The organism is Actinoplanes sp. G11-F43 (assembly GCF_050589265.1).
GTDB lineage: Bacteria > Actinomycetota > Actinomycetes > Mycobacteriales > Micromonosporaceae > Actinoplanes.
This window is the reverse complement of the sequence record NZ_JBNZCE010000006.1, coordinates 60,579-81,408: the sequence shown is the minus strand read 5'-3', so window position 1 is coordinate 81,408 and position 20,830 is coordinate 60,579. Positions and strand designations below refer to the sequence as shown.

Genomic DNA, 20,830 nt, shown 5'->3' with positions numbered 1-20,830 from the left:
AGGTGCGGGGTAGCCACGATCGGGTGGCGCAGAGATGAATGTCTTTCGCGTTACCCAGATCACGGGATACCGTGCTCGCGTGCTCACTGACCGCACCTCCCTGCGTCGGCGACTCGACCAGGCCACCGGCCATCTGGAGACCCCCGTCGCGGTGGTCGACCTGGCCGCTTTCGACGACAACGCGGAGCGCCTGACCGGGCGCGCCAACGGCAAGCCGATCCGGGTGGCGACCAAGTCGGTGCGCTGCCGGACGCTGCTGGAGCGGGTGCTGAGCCGGCCGGGCTGGCACGGGGTGATGGCCTACACGCTGCCCGAGGCGATCTGGCTGGTGCGCACCGGTGTGACCGATGACGTGCTGGTGGCGTACCCGACGGTGGACCGGGCCGGGCTCCGTGAACTGACCGCCGACGACACGCTGGCCGCCGCGATCACCGTGATGGTGGACCATCCGTCGCAACTCGACCTGATCGACCGGGTGACGGATCCGTCGTCCCGCCCGGCCGTACGGCTGTGCATCGACCTCGACGCCTCCTGGCGTCCGGCCGGCCCGCTGCACATCGGCGTCCGCCGCTCCCCGGTGCACTCGGCCGCCCAGGCCGGCGCGCTGGCCCGGACGATCGCCGCCCGCGACGGGTTCCGCCTGGTCGGCGTGATGTGTTACGAGGCGCACATCGCCGGGGTCGGGGACGCGCCGCCCGGTCAGGCGCTGCGGGCCCGGGCGATCCGGCTGATGCAGAGCCGGGCCCTGCCCGAGCTGCTGGCACGCCGGGCCGCCGCGGTTCGCGCCGTCCGGGAGCACGCCGACCTGGAATTCGTCAACGGCGGCGGGACCGGCAGTGTGGCCGCGACCAGCGCCGACCCGGCGGTCACCGAGGTCACCGCGGGCTCCGGACTGTACGGCCCGACACTGTTCGACTCGTATCGACGTTGGCGGCCCACCCCGGCGGCGTTCTTCGCGCTGTCGGTGGTGCGCCGGCCGGCCCCGCGGATCGCCACCGTGCTGGGTGGCGGCTGGATCGCGTCGGGCACCGCCGAGGAGTCCCGGCTGCCGGCGCCGTGGCTGCCCGAGGGCCTGCGGTTCAAGGGGGACGAGGGCGCCGGCGAGGTGCAGACGCCGCTGGTGGGCACGGCCGCCGAGCAGCTGCGCCCGGGCGACCGGGTGTGGTTCCGGCATGCCAAGGCCGGCGAGCTGTGTGAGCACGTCAACGAGTTGCAGTTGGTCGACGGCGAGTCAGCCGCGCCGGCCCCCACGTACCGCGGAGAAGGCCGTGCCTTTCTGGGGTAAGGTGACCTCAGGCCGACACGTGGCGGTGCAGGTATTCCCTTATCAGGGCTTTCGCCTCGGTGAGGACCGACTCGTCCCCGGTCGGGTCGCGCCGGAACGCCAGCTTGATCAGCGCGTCCGCCGCCTCGACCGAGATCTGCAGCGCGAACCGCAGCCGGCCCCGGTCGGCCAGTTTGAACTGCTCGATCAGCAGCTCGGCCAGACGCTCGGCGATGACCGCGTTGTTGTCCCGGTCCGAGTCGAGCAGGTGCAGGTCCACCACGTCACCGAAGTGCAACGTCCGGAAGCCCGGCACGCTGCGGTGCATGTTGATGTAGGCGTCGATGGCCGCGTCGACGGCGTCCCACCAATGGGTGAACGTCTCGTTGGCGAACCGGTCGGAGAGACTCTGCAGGTACGCGTCCATGTTGCGCAGTGCGAGCGCCTGGACGATGGCCCGCTTGTCCGGGAAGAACTGGTAGACCGAGCCGATAGCGACCTCGGCGCGCTCGGCGAGCAGCGTCGTGGTCAGCCCTTCGTACCCGACCTCGTCGACCAGCTCAGCGCATGCGTCGAGCATTCGCTGCACCCGGGCAACGCTTCTGCCCTGCACCGGAACCCGCCTCAGCGGGCCGGTGCTGACGGTTGGTGTCGACACGCGTCGCCACTCCCTCTCAGCAGTGAGACCTGTTCACCACCATCATCATCGTGATCGTCGTGAATAGATCTCATCATTAAAAAGAACGTTACTCGGATCAACGATTCAGGCGCATCGACGGGACGCCGGGTGACGGTGTCCGCTCGGACGGAGGACAAAGGCCGGAATGACTACACCCGTTAACTCCCGTCGCTGGACCAACTGGGGCCTCAATCAGGAGTCCGTCGCCGACGTCCTGACCCCCGGATCCGTCGACGAGGTCGCGACCCAAGTGAAGCAGGCCGGGGACAGCGGCCGCCGGGTCAAAGTGGTCGGTAGCGGCCACTCCTTCACCTCCATCGCGGTCGCCGACGACCAGCGGATGTACGTCCACCGCCTCAACCACCTGATCAGCGTCGACGGGCCGCTGGTGACCGTCCAGGCCGGAATGACGCTGTCCGCCCTCAACCGGGTGCTCGCCGAGAACGACCTGGCCATGCCCAACCTCGGCGACATCGACGCGCAGACCGTGGCCGGGGCCGTCTCCACCGGCACCCACGGCACCGGCATCGGCCACGCCACCCTGGCCTCCTGTGTCGAGTCGCTGACCATGGTGACCGCGGACGGGACGATCCGGCGCTACACGGCCGCCTCACCGGAGTTCCCCGCGGTCCGGCTCGGGCTCGGGGCGCTCGGCGTGATCGTCGAGGTGACGTTGCGCTGTGTGCCCGCGTTCACGCTGCTCGCCGAGGAGCGGCCGATGACACTGCCGGACATGCTGGCCGGGCTGGACGAGTGGATTCCGCAGGACGATCACGTCGAGTTCTTCTGGTACCCGTACACCGATCGGGGTCAGCTCAAACGCAACCGGCGGGTGGAGCTGGACGACCGGCCGCTGTCGAGATTCCGTGGATGGCTCGACGACGAATTCCTGTCCAACACCGTCTGGCAGGGCGTCTGCTCGCTGGGCCGGCGGGTGCCCGGGACCGTCCCGGCGCTCAACGGGATCGCGGCGCGGGCGCTCAGCGCGCGGTCCTACACCGGCCGATCACACGAGGTCTTCTGCACGTCCCGCAGGGTCAAATTCACCGAGATGGAGTACGAGGTACCGCGGGCCGCCCTGCCGGAAGTCCTCGCCGCGATCACCAGGATATTCGAGGAGCTGCCGTTCCGGGTGCAGTTCCCGGTGGAAGTGCGGTTCACCGGCCCGGACGACGTGTGGCTGTCCCACGGGCACGGTCGGGAGTCCGCCTACATCGCGGCACACCAGTACCTCGGTGCGCCGTACGAGCCGTACTTCCGGGCGCTGGAGGCGGTCTGCACCCCGCTCGGCGGCCGTCCGCACTGGGGGAAGCTGCACTACCGGGACGCGGAGTCGCTGCGGCCCGCCTACCCCCGCTTCGACGACTTCCTGGCCGTGCGGAACGAGCTGGACCCCCGCCGGGTGTTCACCAACGAATACCTGACGAGGGTCCTGGGCAGCTGATCACTCGGCCGCGGTGGCCGCCTTGCGCGGTGCGGCCTTCTTGGCCGGTGCCTTCTTGGCCGCCACCGTGGTGGTCTTGGCGGCCGTCGTCTTCTTGGCGGCGGCCGTCTTCTTCACCGCGGCCTTCTTGGCCGGGGTCTTCTTCTCCGCCGTCTCGGTGGCCTTGGCCGCGGCGGCCTTCTTCGCCGGGGCCCGCTTCTTCGGCGCCGGGCCCTTCGCCCGCTTCTCGGCGATCATCTGGGAGGCCTGCTCCAGCGTGATCTCCTCGGGCGTCTGGTCCCGCCGCAGCGTCGCGTTGAACTCCCCGTCGGTCACGTAGGCGCCGAATCGGCCCTCCTTGATCACCAACGGCTTCTCGCTGACCGGGTCCGGGCCCAGCTCCCGCAGCGGCGGCTTGGCGGTCCGCGCCTGGCGGGTCTTCGGCTGTGCCAGCAGCGCCAGCGCCTCGTCCAGGGTGATGGTGAGCAGCTGGTCCTCGCTGCCCAGCGAGCGCGAGTCCTTCTCCCGGGAGATGTACGGCCCGAACTTGCCGTTACGGGCCACGATCTCGTTGCCGTCGGCGTCCTTGCCGACCACCCGGGGCAGCTTGAGCAGGTCGAGCGCCTGCTCCAGGGTCAGCGTCTGCGGCGACTGGGACTTGAACAGCGACGACTTGCGCTCACCGGCCGACACGTACGGCCCGAACCGCCCCGACTTCACGGTGACCTCGTCGCCGGTCGCCGGATCCGCGCCGAGCACCCGGTCGCCGTTGCCGGCCAGGAAGAGCTCCTCGACCTTCTCCGGGGTCAGCTCGTCGGGGGCCAGGCCCTCCGGCAGCGAGGCCTTGTCCTCGGGCGCGTCCTCGCCGCCGTCGACCGCCTTGCGCTGCAGGTACGGCCCGAACTTGCCGACCCGGACGACGACCCGGCGGTTCTCCTCGTCGACGAAGAGCGGAATCGAGTTGACCTCGCGGGCGTCGATCGCGCTGAGGTTCTCGGTGACCATCTTCTTCAGGCCGCCGGCCTTGGCGATGTCGTCGTCCGCCCCGGACTCCTGGCTGCCGAAGTAGAACGACGACAGGAAGTTCAGCTGGGTGCCGTCACCGGCCGCGATGTCGTCGAGCTGCCCCTCCATGGCGGCGGTGAAGTTGTAGTCGACCAGCCGGGGGTAGTGCCCCTCCAGCAGGCCGATCACCGCGAACGCCAGGAACGACGGGATCATCGCCTGACCGCGCTTCTCCACGTACCCGCGGTCCTGGATGGTCTGCATGATCGAGGAGTACGTCGAGGGGCGGCCGATACCCAGCTCCTCCAGCGCCTTGACCAGCGAGGCCTCGGTGTAGCGGGCCGGCGGGGTGGTGTGGTGGCCGGTCGCGTTCAGCGCGTCGGCGCCCAGCGGCTGGTCCTTCACCAGGTTCGGCAGGCGGCGCTCGGCGTCGTCGGACTCGGCGTTCTCGTCGTCCGAGGACTCCACGTAGGCCCGCAGGAAGCCCGGGTCGGTGATCGTCTTGCCGGAGGCGGCGAAGTCGGCCTCCTCACCGGCGGCGGTGGTGGCCCGGATCCGGACACTGACCGAGTTGCCGACCGCGTCGGTCATCTGCGAGGCGATGGTGCGGCGCCAGATCAGCTCGTAGAGCCGGAACTCGTCGCTGCTCAGCTCGTTGGCCACCTCGCCGGGGGTGCGGAAGTTGTCCCCGGCCGGGCGGATCGCCTCGTGCGCCTCCTGCGCGCCCTTGGCCTTGGTGGTGTACTTCCGGGGCTGCGGCGGCACGTTGTTCGCCCCGTACAGTTCGGCGATCTGCCGGCGGGCGGCGGCCACCGCGGTCTCGGACAGGTTCACCGAGTCCGTACGCATGTAGGTGATGTAGCCCTTCTCGTACAGGCTCTGCGCGGTGCGCATCGTCTGCTGCGAGGAGTACCGCATCTTGCGGGCCGCCTCCTGCTGGAGCGTGGAGGTGATGAACGGCGCGTACGGCCGGCGGCGGTACGGCTTCTCCTCGACCCGGGTGACCGTGAACGGGCGGCCCTCCAGACGGGCGGCCAGCCCGCGGGCGCCGTCCCCGTCCAGCTGCACCGCCGTGGAACCGGCCTTGAGCCGCCCGGTGGTGGGCTCGAAGTCCTTGCCGGTGGCGACCCGGTCGCCGTCCAGCGCGATCAGCGTGGCGTTGAACGCGCGCGGGCCCTCCACCTGCCCCTGGACGACCAGGTGGGCGAGGATGTCCCAGTACTCCGCGGAGCGGAACGCCATCCGCTGCCGCTCACGCTCGACCACGATGCGGGTGGCGACGGACTGCACACGGCCCGCCGAGAGGCCGCGCATCACCTTCTTCCACAGGACCGGGCTGACCTCGTAGCCGTACAGCCGGTCCAGGATGCGGCGGGCCTCCTGCGCGTCGACCAGCGACCGGTCGATGTCACGCGGGTTGGCCACGGCCGCCTGGATGGCCGGCTTGGTGATCTCGTGGAAGACCATCCGCTTGAACGGGACCTTCGGCTTGATCGTCTCGATCAGGTGCCAGGCGATGGCCTCGCCCTCGCGGTCCTCATCGGTGGCGAGGAAGATCTCGTCGACCTCCCGGGCCAGCCGCTTCAGCTTGGCCACCTGCTGCTTGCGGCTCTCGGAGATCACATAGAGGGCGTGGAAGCCGTTGTCGACGTCGACGCCGAGCCGGGCCCAGGGTTGGCCCTTGAACTCCTCCGGAACCTCGTCGGCGTTACGCGGCAGGTCGCGGATATGGCCGACGGAGGCCTCGACCAGATAGTCGGGGCCCAGGTAACCGGCGATCGTCTTGGCCTTCGACGGGGACTCGACGATGACCAGACGGGTCGTCCTGGTGTCACTCGGCACGGCACTCCTTATTTCACCCTCAGCGCTCCCCGCTTCCGTCCGGGCTTGGCGTCCGGTGGGGGCACAGACGTTCAACGTAACGCGCCGGACAAGCCCCCATTCCCGGGGAACCTCGCAGTCGGATGGTAACGGTCCGGCCACCGCGTGCGTCTGACCGCGACACCGTACACCGGGAAGACACTGTTATGTCGGACACAATCGCGGAAGATCACGCGATCACGCCGCCGGGCCAGAACTCCTCCGGCGCCGCTGAGGGGCGTTCCCCGACCAGTTCGGCGAGCCGGCGCAACCGCCGCCGGCCGGAGATCACATAGTGCCGTCCGTCATCCGACACCCTGCCGGCCAGACCCGCCCGGACCAGCGCGGCCACCACTCCGGCACGGTCGTCGCCCGGGTCCAGGCCGAGCCGGTAACCACCCGGTCGCGGCTCACCGGTCGCGGCCACCCACAGACGCATCCGGGGACCGGACAGGAAGAGCCGCCCGGACGCCCCCGGCCAGGCGAGAGCAAGACCATTCAACCTTCGGGAGTACGCCGTACGGACCTCGAAAACGGTCCGGATCTCCTCGGGTTCGTCCTCGGGATCGGCGGGCGTGTCATTCGCCTCACTCTCCACCGGGACCGGCTCCCAGCCGGCCGTCAGGCCCCGCGCGGCCAGCTCGCCGACCAGCACGTGCACCCGCCAGGCGGCGTCCACCCGGATCGAGACCCGGGCCGTGCCACCCATCCGGTCCAGCCGCCCCGAACCGGCGAGCAGCCCGGCGACGTCGGCCGGCGACGGCTCGATCGTCTCCGCGCCGAACATCGTCAGCTGCCGGCCGGGCCGCGTGTCACCCCGCCCGGCGGCCCGCCGCCCGGCACGCTTCGTCGCCGCGACCGGCGGAGGCAGCACCTCCCGCGGGATCAGTGGACGGCCGGGCTCGGTCATCGGCACTCGGGCAGCGAGTCGAAGGCCTGTCTCAGCTCGACCGACTCCAGGCTCGTCGTGTCCAGGCTGCTCTGCTGGTAGTCCGCGGTGAGCTGCTGGACGACCTTGCCGACCTCGCCGTAGAAGCCGTCGGCCGGGCTGGTGGCCAGCGCCTCGATGCCGGAGCGCGCGTGGCCGTAGGCGTCCCGGATGCCGGCCAGCGAGGTGAGGAACCCGTCGGCGATGGCCTCACCGTTGGTCACGTCCGGCACCCCCGCCTTCTCCACGCCGGCCCGCGCCTTCTCGCTCGCGGTGGCGGCGCCGGCGAAGAGCCGCGCCAGGTTCTCCTTCGCCTGACCGGGAGTGGTCCCCGCGGTCATCTGCTGCTGGGTCCGGGTGGTCAGCGAGTCGATCTCGGCCCGCCAGGGACTCAATGTGGTGCACACCAGAGCGGCCCATGCCTGCGCGCCGGGCTGACCGGCACAGGCCGCCAGGGGTGCGGCGAGCGCGAGAACGAGGGCGAGAGAGATCGGTCGGGCCGCACGCATGCAAGCAGGGTACGACTATGGTCGGACTCTTCACACGTCTCGATGGCGGATAACGAAGGGCACCCGGGCGTACCGGGTGCCCTTCGCGCCTCTTTGTCAGGCGTTGTCCTTGATCCGGGCCGATTCGGTGGTCCGGGCGTCCTGCACCGCCCGAGCCGTGTCGACGGCGCCCGCGGCGGCCGCCGCCGAGCTGTCGTCACCGATCGCGATCGGCTTGCGCTTGCTCCACACCACCGCGGCGGTCACGATCGCCACCGCGAGCACCGCCACCCCGATCCGCAGGGCCGGGTTGGCGTCGGCGCCGTAGCTCCAGGTCACCACGGCCGGGGCGATCAGCAGCGAGACCAGGTTCATCACCTTGAGCAGCGGGTTGATCGCCGGGCCGGCGGTGTCCTTGAACGGGTCGCCGACGGTGTCGCCGATGACCGTGGCGGCGTGCGCCTCGGACCCCTTGCCACCGAACGCCCCGTCCTCGACCAGCTTCTTCGCGTTGTCCCACGCGCCGCCGGAGTTGGACAGGAAGACCGCCATCAGGGTGCCGGTGCCGATCGCGCCGGCCAGGTACGCGGCCAGCGCGCCCGGTCCCAGGCCGAAGCCCACCGCGATCGGGGCCATGATCGCCAGCAGTCCGGGGGTGAGCAGCTCACGCTGCGCGTCCCGGGTGCAGATGTCGACGACCCGGCCGTACTCCGGGCGCTGGGTGTAGTCCATGATCCCGGGGAACTCGCGGAACTGACGCCGGACCTCCATCACCACCGCGCCGGCCGACCGGGACACCGCGTTGATCGCCAGGCCGGAGAAGAGGAACACCACCGCCGAGCCGATCAGCAGGCCGACCAGGGCACGCGGGTTGGAGATGTTCAGCTGGGCCAGGATCTCCGCGCCCACGTCGGTCACCCCGGCGGTGGCCAGCGAGCTGGCCAGGCTGTTGGTGTACGACCCGAACAGCGCCGTGGCGGCCAGCACCGCGGTCGCGATCGCGATGCCCTTGGTGATCGCCTTGGTGGTGTTGCCGACCGCGTCCAGCTCGGTCAGGATCTGCGCGCCCCGCTCGTCGACGTCACCGGACATCTCGGCGATGCCCTGCGCGTTGTCCGAGATCGGGCCGAACGTGTCCATCGCGACGATGACACCGACCGTGGTGAGCAGACCGGTGCCGGCCAGCGCCACCGCGAACAGCGACAGGGTCAGCGACGAACCGCCGAGCAGGAAGGCACCGAAGACACCGGCGCCGAGCAGCAGCGCCGAGTAGACCGCCGACTCCAGGCCGACACTGATGCCGGCCAGCACCACGGTGGCCGCACCGGTCTGCGACGACTTGCCGATGTCCTGCACCGGGCGCCGGTTGGTCTCGGTGAAGTAGCCGGTCAGCGCCTGGATCGCGGCGGCCAGCACGATGCCGATCACGACCGCGCCGACCGCCACCAGCTGCGGGTTCTGGCCGCTGTTCAGGATGTCCTCGGCGATGCCCGCGTCCCCGAACCCGGCGAAGCTGCTCGGCAGGTAGGTGAAGCTGACCGCCGCCACCGCGATCGCGGACAGCGCCGCGGAGATGTAGAAGGCCCGGTTGATCGCGGTCAGGCCGTTGCGGTCACTGGCCCGCAGCCGGGTGATGAAGACACCGACGATCGCGATCAGCACACCGATCGTGGAGACGATCAGCGGGAAGATCAGGCCGTCCTGGCCGAACGCCGCCGAACCCAGGATCAGGGCCGCGACCAGGGTGACCGCGTACGACTCGAACAGGTCGGCGGCCATCCCGGCACAGTCGCCGACGTTGTCGCCCACGTTGTCGGCGATGGTCGCCGCGTTACGCGGGTCGTCCTCCGGAATGCCCTGCTCGACCTTGCCGACCAGGTCCGCGCCGACGTCCGCGGCCTTGGTGAAGATGCCACCGCCGACCCGCATGAACATGGCCAGCAGCGCGGCGCCGAAGCCGAAGCCCTCCAGCACGGTGGGCGCGTCACCCCGGAAGATCAGCACGACCAGCGCGCCGCCGAACAGGCCCAGGCCCACGGTGAGGAAGCCGACCACACCACCGGTGCGGAAGGCGATGCCCATCGCCTTCTCCCGGCCGCCCTGCTCCCCGGCGGCCGCGGCGACCCGCAGGTTGGCACGGGTCGCCAGCGCCATGCCGGCGCCGCCGATGAACGAGCTGAAGACCGCGCCGACGATGAAGAACAACGAGCGGCCGATCTTGACCCAGGTCTCGTTGTCGGTCTCGTGTACCGGTAGGAGGAAGAGCAGTACGACGGCGATGACGACGAAGATGCCGAGGGTCTTGAACTGCCGGAACAGGTACGCCGAGGCGCCCTCCTGCACGGCGCCCGCGATCTCCTGCATCTTCGGTGTGCCGCGGGCGGTCCGCAGCACCGATTGGACGAACGCGGCGGCGAAGCCCAGCGCGACCAGGGCGAACACCAGCGCGACGACGACGAAAGTGATGTTTGAACCGCTCAGGGACGCTCCGCCGCCCTCGGCGGCGAGGTATATCGAGCTATCGGACATCAATGTCCTCCTAGTACACCGATGGCGCCCGGACGGCGGACGAGACCACCGGGCGCATTCCCCGGGGAGCGGGGAACAACCGACCAGACCTGCGGACGCGAGGCCGGTGAGTAGCTGACAACTCGCGTACTGTATAGGGCTTACGTGTCGGTCGTCACATGTGGCACCAGCCGTGTCGCGACGATGATCACCGTTGTGTTAGACGGTTTTTGGATCTCAGGACACTTCGGAGGCCCGGCTCAGCCTGACGGGACTAGTCCGAATTGAACGGATATTTCCGGAAAGATCACTCAAAAAGGGGGCCGCCTAATGGCGTACCCCCCAATTGGTTTCTGCTCCTGGTCTTTCGCCCGCTCAGCGGCGGGTGACCGGCCAGACCATCCGGACCTCGGTGCCCGGGCCGTCGTCCACCGGGCGCACCTGCAGATCGTCGACAAAGCCGGCGAGCAGCGCGAAACCGACGCCGGTGGTCAGCGCCTCGTCGGTCAGCGACTCCGCGGCCAGCTCGTCCGGCGGCAGCTTCGTCAGACCCACACTCGCCTCGATCGGGGCGTGGTCGATGACCCGCACCATGTACGAGTCCGAGTCGGACATCTCGACCGTGACGAGCTCGGCGAGACCATACTGCCGGTGCAGGGCGACCGCTCGGGTGCAGGCCTCGCCGATGGCCAGCCGCACCTCGTCGAGCAACTCCTCAGCGACCCCGGCACGGCGCGCGACGGCGACACCGACGAGACGGGCGGTGCGCACATGCACCGGGGCCGGCGAGAAGGAGAGCCGAACGGTGGCCATCACGAAGCGGGACCGCTGCCGTCGCGTTCGGTAGCCGCCTCGACCGTCGGGAAGATCGGGAAGACCTGATCCAGCGCGGTGATCCGGAAAATCTTGAGCAGCGGCTCCTTGGCACACACCAGACCGAAGGTCCCGTGCGCCGTCCGCAGCCGTTTCAGGGCGCCGACCAGCACGCCGAGCCCGGTCGAGTCGAGGAAGTCGACTCGTTCCAGATCCACCACCACGTCACGCGCACCCGCGTCCACCAGCTCGATGAGACGCTCGCGCAGACGGGGGGCGGTGTAGACATCCACCTCTCCGCCGACCTCGAGCACGGTGTGCTCGGCGACGGTCCGGGTCGTGAGTGACAGCTCCATCGGTCCTCCTCCCTGATCTCTCCCCCCGCGAAATCTAACCACCGACCGTTCGCGGGCGACGCGTGGCACCCACCGTCCTACCCGTTTGGGGTTCGGGCCATACGGATGCCACAGTGCAATGCGTGACCTCCACCGCCTTCGGTCCCGCCGAACTGCTGCATCGGCTGCGGGCCCGGACGACCGTTTCGGCAGTGTCGCCGGTCACACACATCGAGCGAGTGCCCGCCCGCGAGGGCCGCACGGCGCCGTGGCCCGACTGGACCGATCCGGCGGTTCGCGACGCCTTCACGGCACAGGGGGTCACCACCCCGTGGGAGCATCAGGCGGCCGCGGCCACCCTCGCCCGGGAGGGCACACACGTCGTGCTGGCCACCGGGACGGCTTCCGGGAAATCCCTCGCCTACCAGCTGCCCGCACTCAATGCGCTCGCCGAGGACCCTAAGGCGACCGTGCTGTATCTGTCACCCACCAAGGCGCTCGCCGCCGACCAGTTACGTGCCCTGCGGCGGCTCGGGCTGGACGGGATCCGGCCGGCCACCTTCGACGGGGACACCCCTCGCGAGGAACGCGAGTGGATCCGGCAGCACTCCCGGTTCGTGCTCACCAACCCGGACATGCTGCACCACAGCCTGCTGCCCGGACACGGTCGCTGGGGGGTGTTCCTGCGGCGTCTGCGCTATGTGGTGATCGACGAGTGCCACACCTACCGGGGCGTTTTCGGGTCACATGTCGCCCACGTCCTCCGGCGGCTCCGGCGAGCGACCGCACGGTACGGATCCTCGCCCACCTTCGTCCTCGCCTCGGCCACGTCGGGCGATCCGGCCGGATCCGCCTCCCGCCTGACCGGGCTTCCTGTGACAGCTGTCACTGAGGATTCGTCGCCGAGCGGGGCGGTGACGTTCGCCCTGTGGGAGCCGCCGCTGCTGCCCCCTCCCGACGTCTCCGATTCCTCCGACACCTCGGAAGCTCCGCCGATCCGGCGGTCAGCCCTGCGCGAAACCGCCGACCTGCTCACCGATTCCGTGGTGGCCGGCACCCGCACCCTCGCCTTCATCCGCTCCCGGCGCGGCGCCGAAGTGGTCGCCTCCCTCGCCCGCCAGTCACTGAACGAGGCGGTGCCCGGACTCGGAGACCGGGTCGCCGCCTACCGGGGCGGCTACCTGCGCGAAGACCGGCGGGCCATCGAACGCGCCCTGCTCTCCGGCGAACTCCTCGGGCTCGCCTCCACCAACGCGCTCGAACTCGGCGTCGACCTGTCCGGGCTCGACGCCGTGCTGATCTGCGGATACCCCGGCACCCGGGCGTCCCTCTGGCAGCAGGCCGGCCGGGCCGGACGATCAGGCCGCGAGGCGCTCGCCGTCCTCGTCGCCCGGGACGACCCGCTCGACACCTATCTCGTGCACCACCCCGAAGCGGTCTTCGGCAGTCCGGTCGAGGCCACCGTGCTCGACCCGGGGAACCCGTACGTACTCGGCCCGCAGCTGTGCTGTGCCGCCTCCGAGGCGCCCCTCACCGAGGCCGACCTCGCCCTGTTCGGCGAACCCGCCGCCGCGATCGCCGCCCAGCTCGTCGCCGAGGGAGTGCTGCGGAAACGGCCGTCCGGCTGGTACTGGACCCACCGCGGCCGGCCCGAAGTCGACCTGCGCGGCACCGGCGGGGCGCCCGTCGCCGTCGTCGAAGCGGCCACCGGGCGGCTCCTCGGCACCGTCGACCACGGGTCGTCCCACGCGATGCTGCACCCCGGGGCGGTGCACCTGCACCAGGGCGTGTCGTACGTGGTCGACGACCTCGATCTGGAGGACGCCATCGCCCTCGTCCACCAGGAGGAACCGGACTGGACCACCCACGCCCGCGACGTCACCAACCTGTCCGTGGTGAACGTCCGGTCGTACGTGGACGCCGGCCCGGTCGGGCTCTTCCTCGGCGAGGTCGACGTGACCAACCAGGTCGTCTCCTACCAGCGGCGACGGCTGCGCGGCGGCGAGGTGATCGACACCCGGCCGCTGGACCTCCCGGTCCGGGAACTGCGAACCGTCGCGGTCTGGTTCACCGTCTCCCCACCGGCCCTGGTCGCGGCCGGGATCGAACCCAGCGAGTTCCCCGGCGCGCTGCACGCGGCCGAACACGCCGGAATCGGCCTGCTGCCACTGATCGCCACCTGCGACCGGTGGGACATCGGCGGACTGTCCACCGCCAACCACGCCGACACCGAGGCGCCGACCGTGTTCGTCTACGACGGGCATCCCGGCGGCGCCGGATTCGCCGAACGGGCCTACGACACCGCACGGGAATGGCTGCGGGCCACCCGGGAAGCGATCGCCTCGTGCGCCTGCGACTCCGGATGCCCCTCATGCGTGCAGTCACCCAAGTGCGGGAACGGCAACAACCCGCTCAACAAGCCGGACGCGGTTAAGGTACTCGACACCGTGCTGACAGCATTGATGTGATCACAGGCATTCACTCCGGTTTATCCACGGAGCCGACCGGGAAGAATCACATCTTGCTCCCGCTCCACCGATTTATTTGACCGGAACAGGTAGCCTGCCTCCCCGATGAAACGAGACGCGGCACACGCCGACACCACCAGCCGGCCGAAGGCCGCGGGGCCACGCCTCGCCGCCCTCGACGGCCTGCGCCTGATCGCCGCCCTGGCGGTCGCGGTGTACCACCTCAGCGTCTCGTGGCGCATCGACGGCCAGAACCCACCGCAGCACTTCCTGCCGAACTTCGCCCATCTGGCCATCTACGGCTTCCTCGGGGTGGAGCTGTTCTTCCTGATCAGCGGCTTCGTCATCTGCATGAGCAGCTGGCGGCGCGGCCTCGGCGACTTCTTCGTCTCCCGGGTCAGCCGGCTCTACCCGGCCTACTGGGTCTGCATCCTGATCACCGCGCTGGTGGTCACGCTGTTTCCGGTGGTCGGCGGGGTCCCGGTGTCGGGCACCCCCGATCTGCGCGAGATCGCGGTCAACCTGACCATGCTCCAGGAGCCGCTCGGGGTCGCCATGGTCGACACCGTTTACTGGACACTCTTCGTCGAACTTCGCTTTTATCTGTTGTTCGCCGCACTCGTCGCATTCGGTCTCACCTATCGCCGGACGGTGATCTTCTGCGCCGTCTGGATGGTCGTCTCGGTGATCGGGCCGACCCTGGACAGCCGGATCGTCGACATCGTCGGCATCCCGGAATACGCGCCCTATTTCATCGCCGGCATCGCCGCCTTCCTGATCTACAAGTTCGGCCGCTCCCCCCTGCTCTTCGCGATCATCGGCTTCGCCTGGCTGGTCAGTGTCAAACGGGTGGAGGACCGGGTCGCCGACGTCAACCCCGGCTTCGAGGTGCCCACCTGGCCCGGTGTCGTGATCGTCACCCTGTCCTTCGCGGTGGTTCTGGTGATCGCCCTGGGCTGGACCGACCGGATCCGGTGGGGCTGGCTGACCACCGCCGGGGTGCTGACCTACCCGTTCTATCTGCTCCACCAGCGCATCGGGTACAGCTTCGTCCGCTACACCCACGAGCACACCGGCCTGCCCGCCTGGACCCTGATCGCCGGCGCGATCCTGCTCGTCCTCGGCCTGGCCTGGCTGGTCCACCGCTACGCCGAACAGCCGCTGACCCGCTGGCTGCGCCGAACCATGCGCCAGGCCATCGCCGAGGTCCGTCAGATCTCCGCTACCGAGGCCGCGGCCCCGCCACCCACCGCGGCCCCGCCACCCACCGCGGCCCCGCCACCCACCGCGAGCCCGCCACCCACCGCGGGCTCGGCCGCGTCGCCGGGCACGTCGCCGGGTGCCGGCGGCGGCGAGGCCGGGCGACGGTCGTCACCGGACGACCTCTTCCAGGACGCCTCCAGCCACTGAGCCGACCGGTCCGGCCCGCGCCGCCTCCTCCGCGCCGGCCGGGAATCCCGGGAATCCGACCGAGGCCCGAACCACGATCTCCAGCCCGGTGACCACGCAGCCGGTCATCCGGGCGTCGTTGGCCCGGACATAGCGGCCGGCCACCGCACACGCCGCCATCTGCCCCTCGATGGCGTGCGCGGCCCCGGCGAGCGCCCCGAAGTCCGCCGCGTTCCGGGCCTGATGCCGGGCCACCCGGGCGGACCCGACAGTCGCACCGGCAACCCCGAGAAGAACCAGAACCAACCCGATCGCCAGTACGAGCACCGACGCCGCCCCACGATCGCCCTCGGCCCTTTCCAGGTCGTCCTCAGGCATTTTCTGGATGCTTTCAGCCCATTTCTGGTCGCCCTCGGCCCGATCTCGTTCGCTCCCAGCCCGATCTCGTTCGCTCCCAGCCCGTTTCAGAAGGTCACCTGCTCCGGTTCGCGGGCCGCGACCGCCCCGCCCTGGATGACAGCGCCCGGAAGGTCGATGCCGAACATCCGGATCGGGGCCTCGATCCGGACCGTGACGCTGTCGCCGTCCCCGCCCACCCGGATCGACGCGCCGTCCGGAACCAGCCGGGACGCCACCTCCAGCGACTCGCCACGGGACTCGGCCAGGGCCACCTCCCGTGCCGCGTCCACACACTGCAGTTTGGTCAGGATCGCCAGCACCGCGGTGAGCCCGATGCCGAGCAGGGCCATGAGCGCCGGCAACCCGGCCGCGAACTCGGCGGTGAAGGCGCCCCGATCCCGGTCGTCGCCCCAGCCGGCGAACAGGCGCGGCCCGGACAGCCGGGGACGGCCGGACGATGCCACCGTCTCCGGGGCCGTCACACCCCGCCGGTCACCGCCTGGACGGCCGGGACGGGTCGTCACCGCACGTCTGTGTTCGCGGCCGGGCCGCCGGCGCCGTCTCACTTCAGCGCCCGCCCGACCAGCGCGGTGAGGGCCGACTGCACGGGTGCGCTCGTCACCACCTTGAGCATGACGCCGGCCAGGGCCACCGCCGCCAGCATGGCGACGGCGTACTCGATGGTGACCATCCCGGCATCCGCGGCATCCGCCTGAAGCCGCCGGTACCGGATGACGAACTTGTGCACAGGACCTCCTCGTAACGTGGTGCGGCGCCCATCACGCCGCACCGGGTGTTTCCACAGCCACGGCACCGTTCCGGCGCCGCGTGTCTTGACGCCCCGGGCAGGCTCAGCCCGGGGCGGGGCTGCCCGGGGCGGGCCTGCCCGGAGCGGGGCTGCCCGGGGCGGGGCTGCCCGGGGCGGGGCTCACATCACCTCGCGGAAGATCGCGACCAGGACCGGGGTGAGACCGGCCAGCAGGAACGCCGGCAGGAAACACAGCCCGAGCGGCAGCACGACCAGCACACCGGCCCGCTGGGCGGCCGCTTCGACCGCCACCGTGCGGTCGGAGCGGAGGTCGCCGGCGATCCGTTCGAGAGCGCCGGACAGGGCTCCGCCGCTCGCGCTGGACCGGACCGCCGCCGCGATCAGCCGGTCCGCCTGGGGCACCCCGGCCAGGTGCGCCCAGGCCTCCCCCGGCGCCGCACCGAGCCGCAGCGACCGGGCGGTCCGCTGCAGCCGGGCACCGAGCGCCCCGCCGATGGCCTCGGCGACCGCGGCGATCGAGGTGTCCACCGAGGTACCGCCCTTGAGCGCGGCGGCCAGCAGATCCGCACCGAGGGGCAGGTCGGCGGCGGCCTCGTCACGTTCCCGGCGGGCCGCGGCCGGTTCCCGGGTCCGCAGGAAGCGGTCCGTCCCGATGCCCGCCGCCATCCCGGCCGGCACCCCCCAGAGGGTCCCGATCAGGCCGGCCACCGCGAGCCCCACCATCAGGGCGAGCAGCAGCCTGGTCCGCTCCGGCCGCTCGGCCTTCCCCGCGGACCGTGCCGGCCCTTTCGGGGACGGCGCCGGTGACCTCCGCGGGGGCCAGATCAGGAGCACCGCGGCCAGCACCGTGCACCCGGCCACACTGAGCCCGCTCACACTGAGCCCGCTCACACTGAGATCGCCCGGGCCGGGACCGCTCACCACGGGTCCTCGCCGTGCCGGGCGGCCACGCCCACGACAGCGGCCAGCACGTCGGCCACCGAGTCGGCACGGTCCGCGCCGCCGCCGGCCGCCATCGCCGGGTCGGGCGGTGCCGCGAGGCAGGTGGATGTCGTGGTCACGCCGTCCGCGCCGACCAGGGCCGCCACGCAGCACTCCCGCAGCGGGACCCGGACCGGACCGCCGGGACGCAGCAGCGCCGCCACCCCGCAGGTCATGCCGTCACCTTCGCGGTGAGCCGCTGGGACCATTTCAGCCCGGCGATCTGCAGCAGCAGCGCTCCGATCGCGCAGGCGGCACCCCACGGCGTGTGGAGCAGCACGTCGACCGGGTCGCCGCCGATCGTGTAGCCCATCGCGAGTCCGGCCAGCGGTAACCCCGCGAGCAGCAGTGCCGTCATCTGGGCACCGGCCGACTGCGCGGCGGCCGCCTTGGCCGAGCGGTCCGCGGCCCGCGCGTCCCGTTCGATCCGTTCGAGCAGGTCAGCGGCGGGTGCCCCGGTCCGCTCGGCGAGGTGCCAGACAGCGTCGGTGAGCCGCCGGAGCCGGGCACCGGGTTCAGCACTCGCGAGATCCGGACTTCCGATGAAACCGGCAGAAGCGGTGAAACCGCCGGAAGTGCCGGGCTCAGCGGGCGATCCACCGCGGGCGTCCAGCCCCACGGAGGATCCGGTGGGTGCGCCGTGCCCGGCAGAGGAGCCGGTGGGTGCGCCGTGCCCGGCAGAGGAGCCGGTGAGAGCACCGGGCCTGATGTGGTCGCCGGCTGCGGGCCGGGACGCGGCGACGATGACCGGCGGGACTCCGGCACGTAGCTCGGCCACCAGGTGGGAGATGTCGTCCAGGTCGGCCGCGCGACGGGCGGCGATCCGGCGGCGTTTCAGCCGGCGGTCCCACTCGTGCGCGCCGAGTCCGGCATAGGCGGCCGCGATGATCGCGCCGACCGGCCCACCGGCGACTCCGGCTGCCACCGTCGCGGCGACCACCGCGGCCGCGATCAGGCGGGGACCGCCACGCACGACGGCCCGGCGGATCCGGGGCACGTCGATCCAGGGCCGGGGCCCGAGAAGCCGCTCCCGGGCGGTCGATCCGGGCCGGGCGACGACGACCGCCGCGGCGATCAACAGAAACGCGAGAACCCAGTTCATGCGGACCAGCCCTCGAAGTCAGAAAAGGCCCCGGTGCCGGGAGAAGCACCGCTGTCAGGAAGAGCCCCGGCGCCAGGAGGGGCACCGGTGTCAGGAAGAGCCCCTGTGCCGGGAGGAGCACCGGCGTCTGGGGCAGCCGCGGTACCAGGGACGGCCGCGAACCCGGAGAGCACGGCCGGGACCGGGACGTCGCGGTCCCGGAGGAGGCGGGCCAGGATCTCGGCCCCGGGCCCGGCACCTCGCCCCCACCGCCAGGCCGGGATCACGGTCGCCAGCCGGTCCGCCCCGGACGCCTGGAAGACGCCGATGGAGTCCAGCCGGCGGCCCGCCCCGGTACGCCGGACGTGCAGCACCACCTGGAGCGCCGCCACCACCTGGGCGTGCAGGGCGGCCCGGGGCAGGCCACCGAGCAGACCCAGCGCCTCCAGCCGGGCCGGCACGTCCCCGGGCGCGTTGGCGTGCAGGGTTCCGGCGCCGCCCTCGTGGCCGGTGTTGAGCGCGCCCAGCAGGTCGACGATCTCCGGGCCTCGGCACTCCCCGATGACGACGCGGTCGGGGCGCATCCGTAGTGCCTGCCGCACCAGGTCGGTGAGGCCGATGGCGCCCGCGCCCTCCACGTTGGCGGTGCGGGCCTGGAGGGTGACCACGTGCGGGTGGACGGGCCGGAGTTCGGCGGCGTCCTCGACGAGCACGATCCGTTCGGTCGGGGGCACCAGGCCGAGCAGGGTGGCCAGCAGGGTGGTCTTACCGCTGCCGGTACCGCCGGTCACCAGGTACGCCAACCGGCCCTCGACCACCGCCGCGAGCACGGCCGCCGCTTCGGGGGCGACCGTGTCGTACCGGACCAGGTCGGCTAGGTGGAAGGGGCGCTGCCGGAAGGTTCGCAGCGACAGGTAGGGCCCGCCGGTGGCGATCGGTGGCAGGACGGCGTGCAGTCGGGTCCCGTCAGGGAGGCGGGCGTCGGCGTAGGGCTGCCCGTCGTCGAGCCGGCGCCCGCATGCGGCGACCAGGCGCTGGGCGAGGCGGCGCACGTCGCCGAGGGTGACGTCGGAGCGTTCCAGCCCGGCGCCCCTGTCGATCCAGACCTCGTGGCCGTTGACCAGCACGTCGGTCACGTCCGGGTCGCCGAGGAGTGGGGCCAGCGGGCCGGCGCCGACGAGTTCGTCCCGGACCTGGCCGGCGATCCGCAGGACGGCGGTGTCGCCGAGCACGGCGTTGTCCCGGTGGACGGCGTCGACCACGGCGGCCGGGGTGGCTTCGGTCCCGTCGTAGGCGAATCGCCGCCGCACCTCGTCGGCGATGGTCATGCCGCGTCCGCTTTCAACTCGGTGCCGGTGAGGTCGCCGATCAGGCGCAGGCAGAGGGCGGCCAGCGAACCGCGCCCGGTGGCGGTGGGCGGCAGGCCTTCCTCGACGCCCTCGCACACCGTCTTCTCCGGCCGGATGGTGCCGGCCAGGGGCAGGTGCAGGGCGGTGGAGATGTCCCGGGGCCGTAGCCGGCCGGGTGCCGGGCCGCGCACCACGACGGCCAGGTCGTCGCAGTGTTCGCGGATGGTGTCGGCGGTGCGGCGGGCGGAGGCGGTGGCGCGTAGTTCGGCGGGCACGACCAGCAGGGTCCGGTCGGCGGCCCGCAGGGCGAGCAGGGCCGCGTCGTCGAGTTGCCGGGGCAGGTCGGCGACGATGACGTCCCGGCCGCGGCGGGCGGCGTCGAGTGTCGCGGCCATCGCCTCGGCGGGGACGCCGGGTAGTTCGGCCCGGTCGAAGGAGAGCAGCACCAGGTCGCCCCGGTGCGGTAGCGCGCGCAGCAGGGCCGGCGGGTCGACCCGCCCGTCCGCCTCGGTGAGGGAGGGCCAGCGCAGGCCGCCGACGTCCTCCCAGCCGAGGACCAGGTCGAGGCCGCCGCCGAGCGGGTCGGCGTCGATCAGCAGGGTGCGGAACCCGTGCCGGACGGCGGTGGTGGCGAGCCCGGCGGCGAGGGTGCTGGCGCCGGCGCCGCCCCGGCCACCGATGACCGCGAGTGTCCGGGCGGTGATCGGCCGGCCGGACCGCTGGTGGAACTGGTCGACGATCCAGGGCGCGGCCTCGGGCAGGACGGCCACGCTGTCGGCGGCGAGCAGCTCGGCGATGTTCCACGCCGGGTCGATGGTGCCGGCCCAGCCGATCAGGATGATCCGGTTGCGGCGGGGCAGTTGGGCGCGCAGGCAGGCGGCGGCCTGGTCGATGCCGACCAGCACGAACGGGGCCCGAGTCCAGTGGCCGCGGGCGGCGGCCGGGTCGGGCGCCACCGTGGTCTCGGCGCTGCCGACGGCGGCGAGCCGGAGCAGTTCGTCGAGCAGGCCGGGGTCGGCGGTCACGATCAGAGGGCGGCGGGGAGCGGGCATTCGCTGACCTCCAGCGGGGGGCGGAGCGGGATGGGCGCC

The 20,830-nt window shown here is 71.6% G+C and carries 18 protein-coding genes and 1 pseudogene; 4 read left to right on the top strand and 15 right to left on the bottom strand.

Annotated features, from left to right (window positions below; genetic code table 11):
- Positions 1–79: 79 nt before the first annotated feature.
- Positions 80–1,285, top strand: coding sequence for an amino acid deaminase/aldolase (locus tag ACQ0O7_RS07695; RefSeq protein WP_430781073.1), 1,206 nt, complete (start codon positions 80–82; stop codon positions 1,283–1,285).
- A 7-nt stretch (positions 1,286–1,292) separates the two neighbouring features.
- Here the strand turns inward: ACQ0O7_RS07695 and ACQ0O7_RS07690 are convergent, their stop codons facing one another.
- Positions 1,293–1,922, bottom strand: coding sequence for a TetR family transcriptional regulator (locus tag ACQ0O7_RS07690; protein ID WP_430781072.1), 630 nt, complete (start codon positions 1,920–1,922; stop codon positions 1,293–1,295).
- 166 nt (positions 1,923–2,088) lie between these two features.
- Between ACQ0O7_RS07690 and ACQ0O7_RS07685 the strand changes: the two genes are divergently transcribed.
- Positions 2,089–3,387 carry a D-arabinono-1,4-lactone oxidase gene (locus ACQ0O7_RS07685; protein ID WP_430781070.1) on the top strand — a complete coding sequence of 433 codons (1,299 nt, stop codon included), beginning with the start codon at positions 2,089–2,091 and terminating at the stop codon, positions 3,385–3,387.
- Here the strand turns inward: ACQ0O7_RS07685 and topA are convergent, their stop codons facing one another.
- From topA to ACQ0O7_RS07655, 6 genes are all read right to left on the bottom strand, one after another.
- Positions 3,388–6,213, bottom strand: a complete 2,826-nt coding sequence (gene topA, locus ACQ0O7_RS07680; RefSeq protein WP_430781069.1) for a type I DNA topoisomerase — start codon at positions 6,211–6,213, stop codon at positions 3,388–3,390.
- 208 nt (positions 6,214–6,421) lie between these two features.
- Positions 6,422–7,141: a hypothetical protein gene (locus ACQ0O7_RS07675; protein WP_430781068.1), complete on the bottom strand. Its 720-nt coding sequence runs from the start codon at positions 7,139–7,141 to the stop codon at positions 6,422–6,424.
- A complete protein-coding gene (locus ACQ0O7_RS07670) occupies positions 7,138–7,668 on the bottom strand; it encodes a hypothetical protein (protein WP_430781067.1) in 531 nt (176 codons plus the stop codon). Before ACQ0O7_RS07670 ends, ACQ0O7_RS07675 begins: the two co-directional genes overlap by 4 nt.
- Positions 7,669–7,764: 96 nt before the next feature.
- Entirely contained in the window at positions 7,765–10,176 is a 2,412-nt protein-coding gene (locus ACQ0O7_RS07665) for a sodium-translocating pyrophosphatase (RefSeq protein WP_430781065.1), read from the bottom strand.
- Between the two features lie 354 nt (positions 10,177–10,530).
- Positions 10,531–10,971, bottom strand: coding sequence for an ATP-binding protein (locus tag ACQ0O7_RS07660; RefSeq protein WP_430781064.1), 441 nt, complete (start codon positions 10,969–10,971; stop codon positions 10,531–10,533).
- A complete protein-coding gene (locus tag ACQ0O7_RS07655) occupies positions 10,968–11,324 on the bottom strand; it encodes an STAS domain-containing protein (RefSeq protein WP_430781063.1) in 357 nt (118 codons plus the stop codon). Before ACQ0O7_RS07655 ends, ACQ0O7_RS07660 begins: the two co-directional genes overlap by 4 nt.
- A 113-nt stretch (positions 11,325–11,437) precedes the next feature.
- On the opposite strand from ACQ0O7_RS07655, the gene ACQ0O7_RS07650 reads away from it, so the two are divergent.
- Both ACQ0O7_RS07650 and ACQ0O7_RS07645 read left to right on the top strand, forming a co-directional pair.
- A complete protein-coding gene (locus ACQ0O7_RS07650; RefSeq protein WP_430781062.1) occupies positions 11,438–13,771 on the top strand; it encodes a DEAD/DEAH box helicase in 2,334 nt (777 codons plus the stop codon).
- 105 nt (positions 13,772–13,876) lie between these two features.
- On the top strand, positions 13,877–15,181 hold the full coding sequence (locus tag ACQ0O7_RS07645; RefSeq protein ID WP_430781061.1) for an acyltransferase family protein: 1,305 nt from the start codon (positions 13,877–13,879) through the stop codon (positions 15,179–15,181).
- On the opposite strand, the gene ACQ0O7_RS07640 is transcribed toward ACQ0O7_RS07645, so the two are convergent.
- The 8 genes and pseudogenes from ACQ0O7_RS07640 to ssd form a co-directional block, all read right to left on the bottom strand.
- Positions 15,143–15,538, bottom strand: coding sequence for an Rv3654c family TadE-like protein (locus ACQ0O7_RS07640; RefSeq protein ID WP_430781059.1), 396 nt, complete (start codon positions 15,536–15,538; stop codon positions 15,143–15,145). The genes ACQ0O7_RS07645 and ACQ0O7_RS07640 overlap by 39 nt on opposite strands.
- Positions 15,539–15,624: 86 nt before the next feature.
- The gene (locus ACQ0O7_RS07635; RefSeq protein WP_430781058.1) at positions 15,625–16,083 is read right to left on the bottom strand and encodes a TadE family type IV pilus minor pilin; all 459 of its coding nucleotides are present in this window, start codon (positions 16,081–16,083) and stop codon (positions 15,625–15,627) included.
- 38 nt (positions 16,084–16,121) lie between these two features.
- On the bottom strand, positions 16,122–16,292 hold the full coding sequence (locus ACQ0O7_RS07630) for a DUF4244 domain-containing protein (protein ID WP_430781219.1): 171 nt from the start codon (positions 16,290–16,292) through the stop codon (positions 16,122–16,124).
- A gap of 195 nt (positions 16,293–16,487) precedes the next feature.
- The gene (locus ACQ0O7_RS07625; protein WP_430781057.1) at positions 16,488–17,249 is read right to left on the bottom strand and encodes a type II secretion system F family protein; all 762 of its coding nucleotides are present in this window, start codon (positions 17,247–17,249) and stop codon (positions 16,488–16,490) included.
- Positions 17,246–17,485 carry a hypothetical protein gene (locus ACQ0O7_RS07620; RefSeq protein ID WP_430781056.1) on the bottom strand — a complete coding sequence of 80 codons (240 nt, stop codon included), beginning with the start codon at positions 17,483–17,485 and terminating at the stop codon, positions 17,246–17,248. The genes ACQ0O7_RS07625 and ACQ0O7_RS07620 overlap by 4 nt, the downstream gene beginning before the upstream one ends.
- Entirely contained in the window at positions 17,482–18,411 is a 930-nt protein-coding gene (locus ACQ0O7_RS07615; protein ID WP_430781055.1) for a hypothetical protein, read from the bottom strand. Before ACQ0O7_RS07615 ends, ACQ0O7_RS07620 begins: the two co-directional genes overlap by 4 nt.
- Before the next feature lie 137 nt (positions 18,412–18,548).
- Positions 18,549–19,718 (bottom strand): annotated as a pseudogene (locus tag ACQ0O7_RS07610) (TadA family conjugal transfer-associated ATPase); the annotation flags it as partial.
- Complete coding sequence (gene ssd / locus ACQ0O7_RS07605; RefSeq protein ID WP_430781218.1) at positions 19,715–20,764, bottom strand: septum site-determining protein Ssd; 1,050 nt, start codon at positions 20,762–20,764, stop codon at positions 19,715–19,717. The pseudogene ACQ0O7_RS07610 and the gene ssd, both read right to left, overlap by 4 nt.
- Positions 20,765–20,830: the final 66 nt, after the last annotated feature.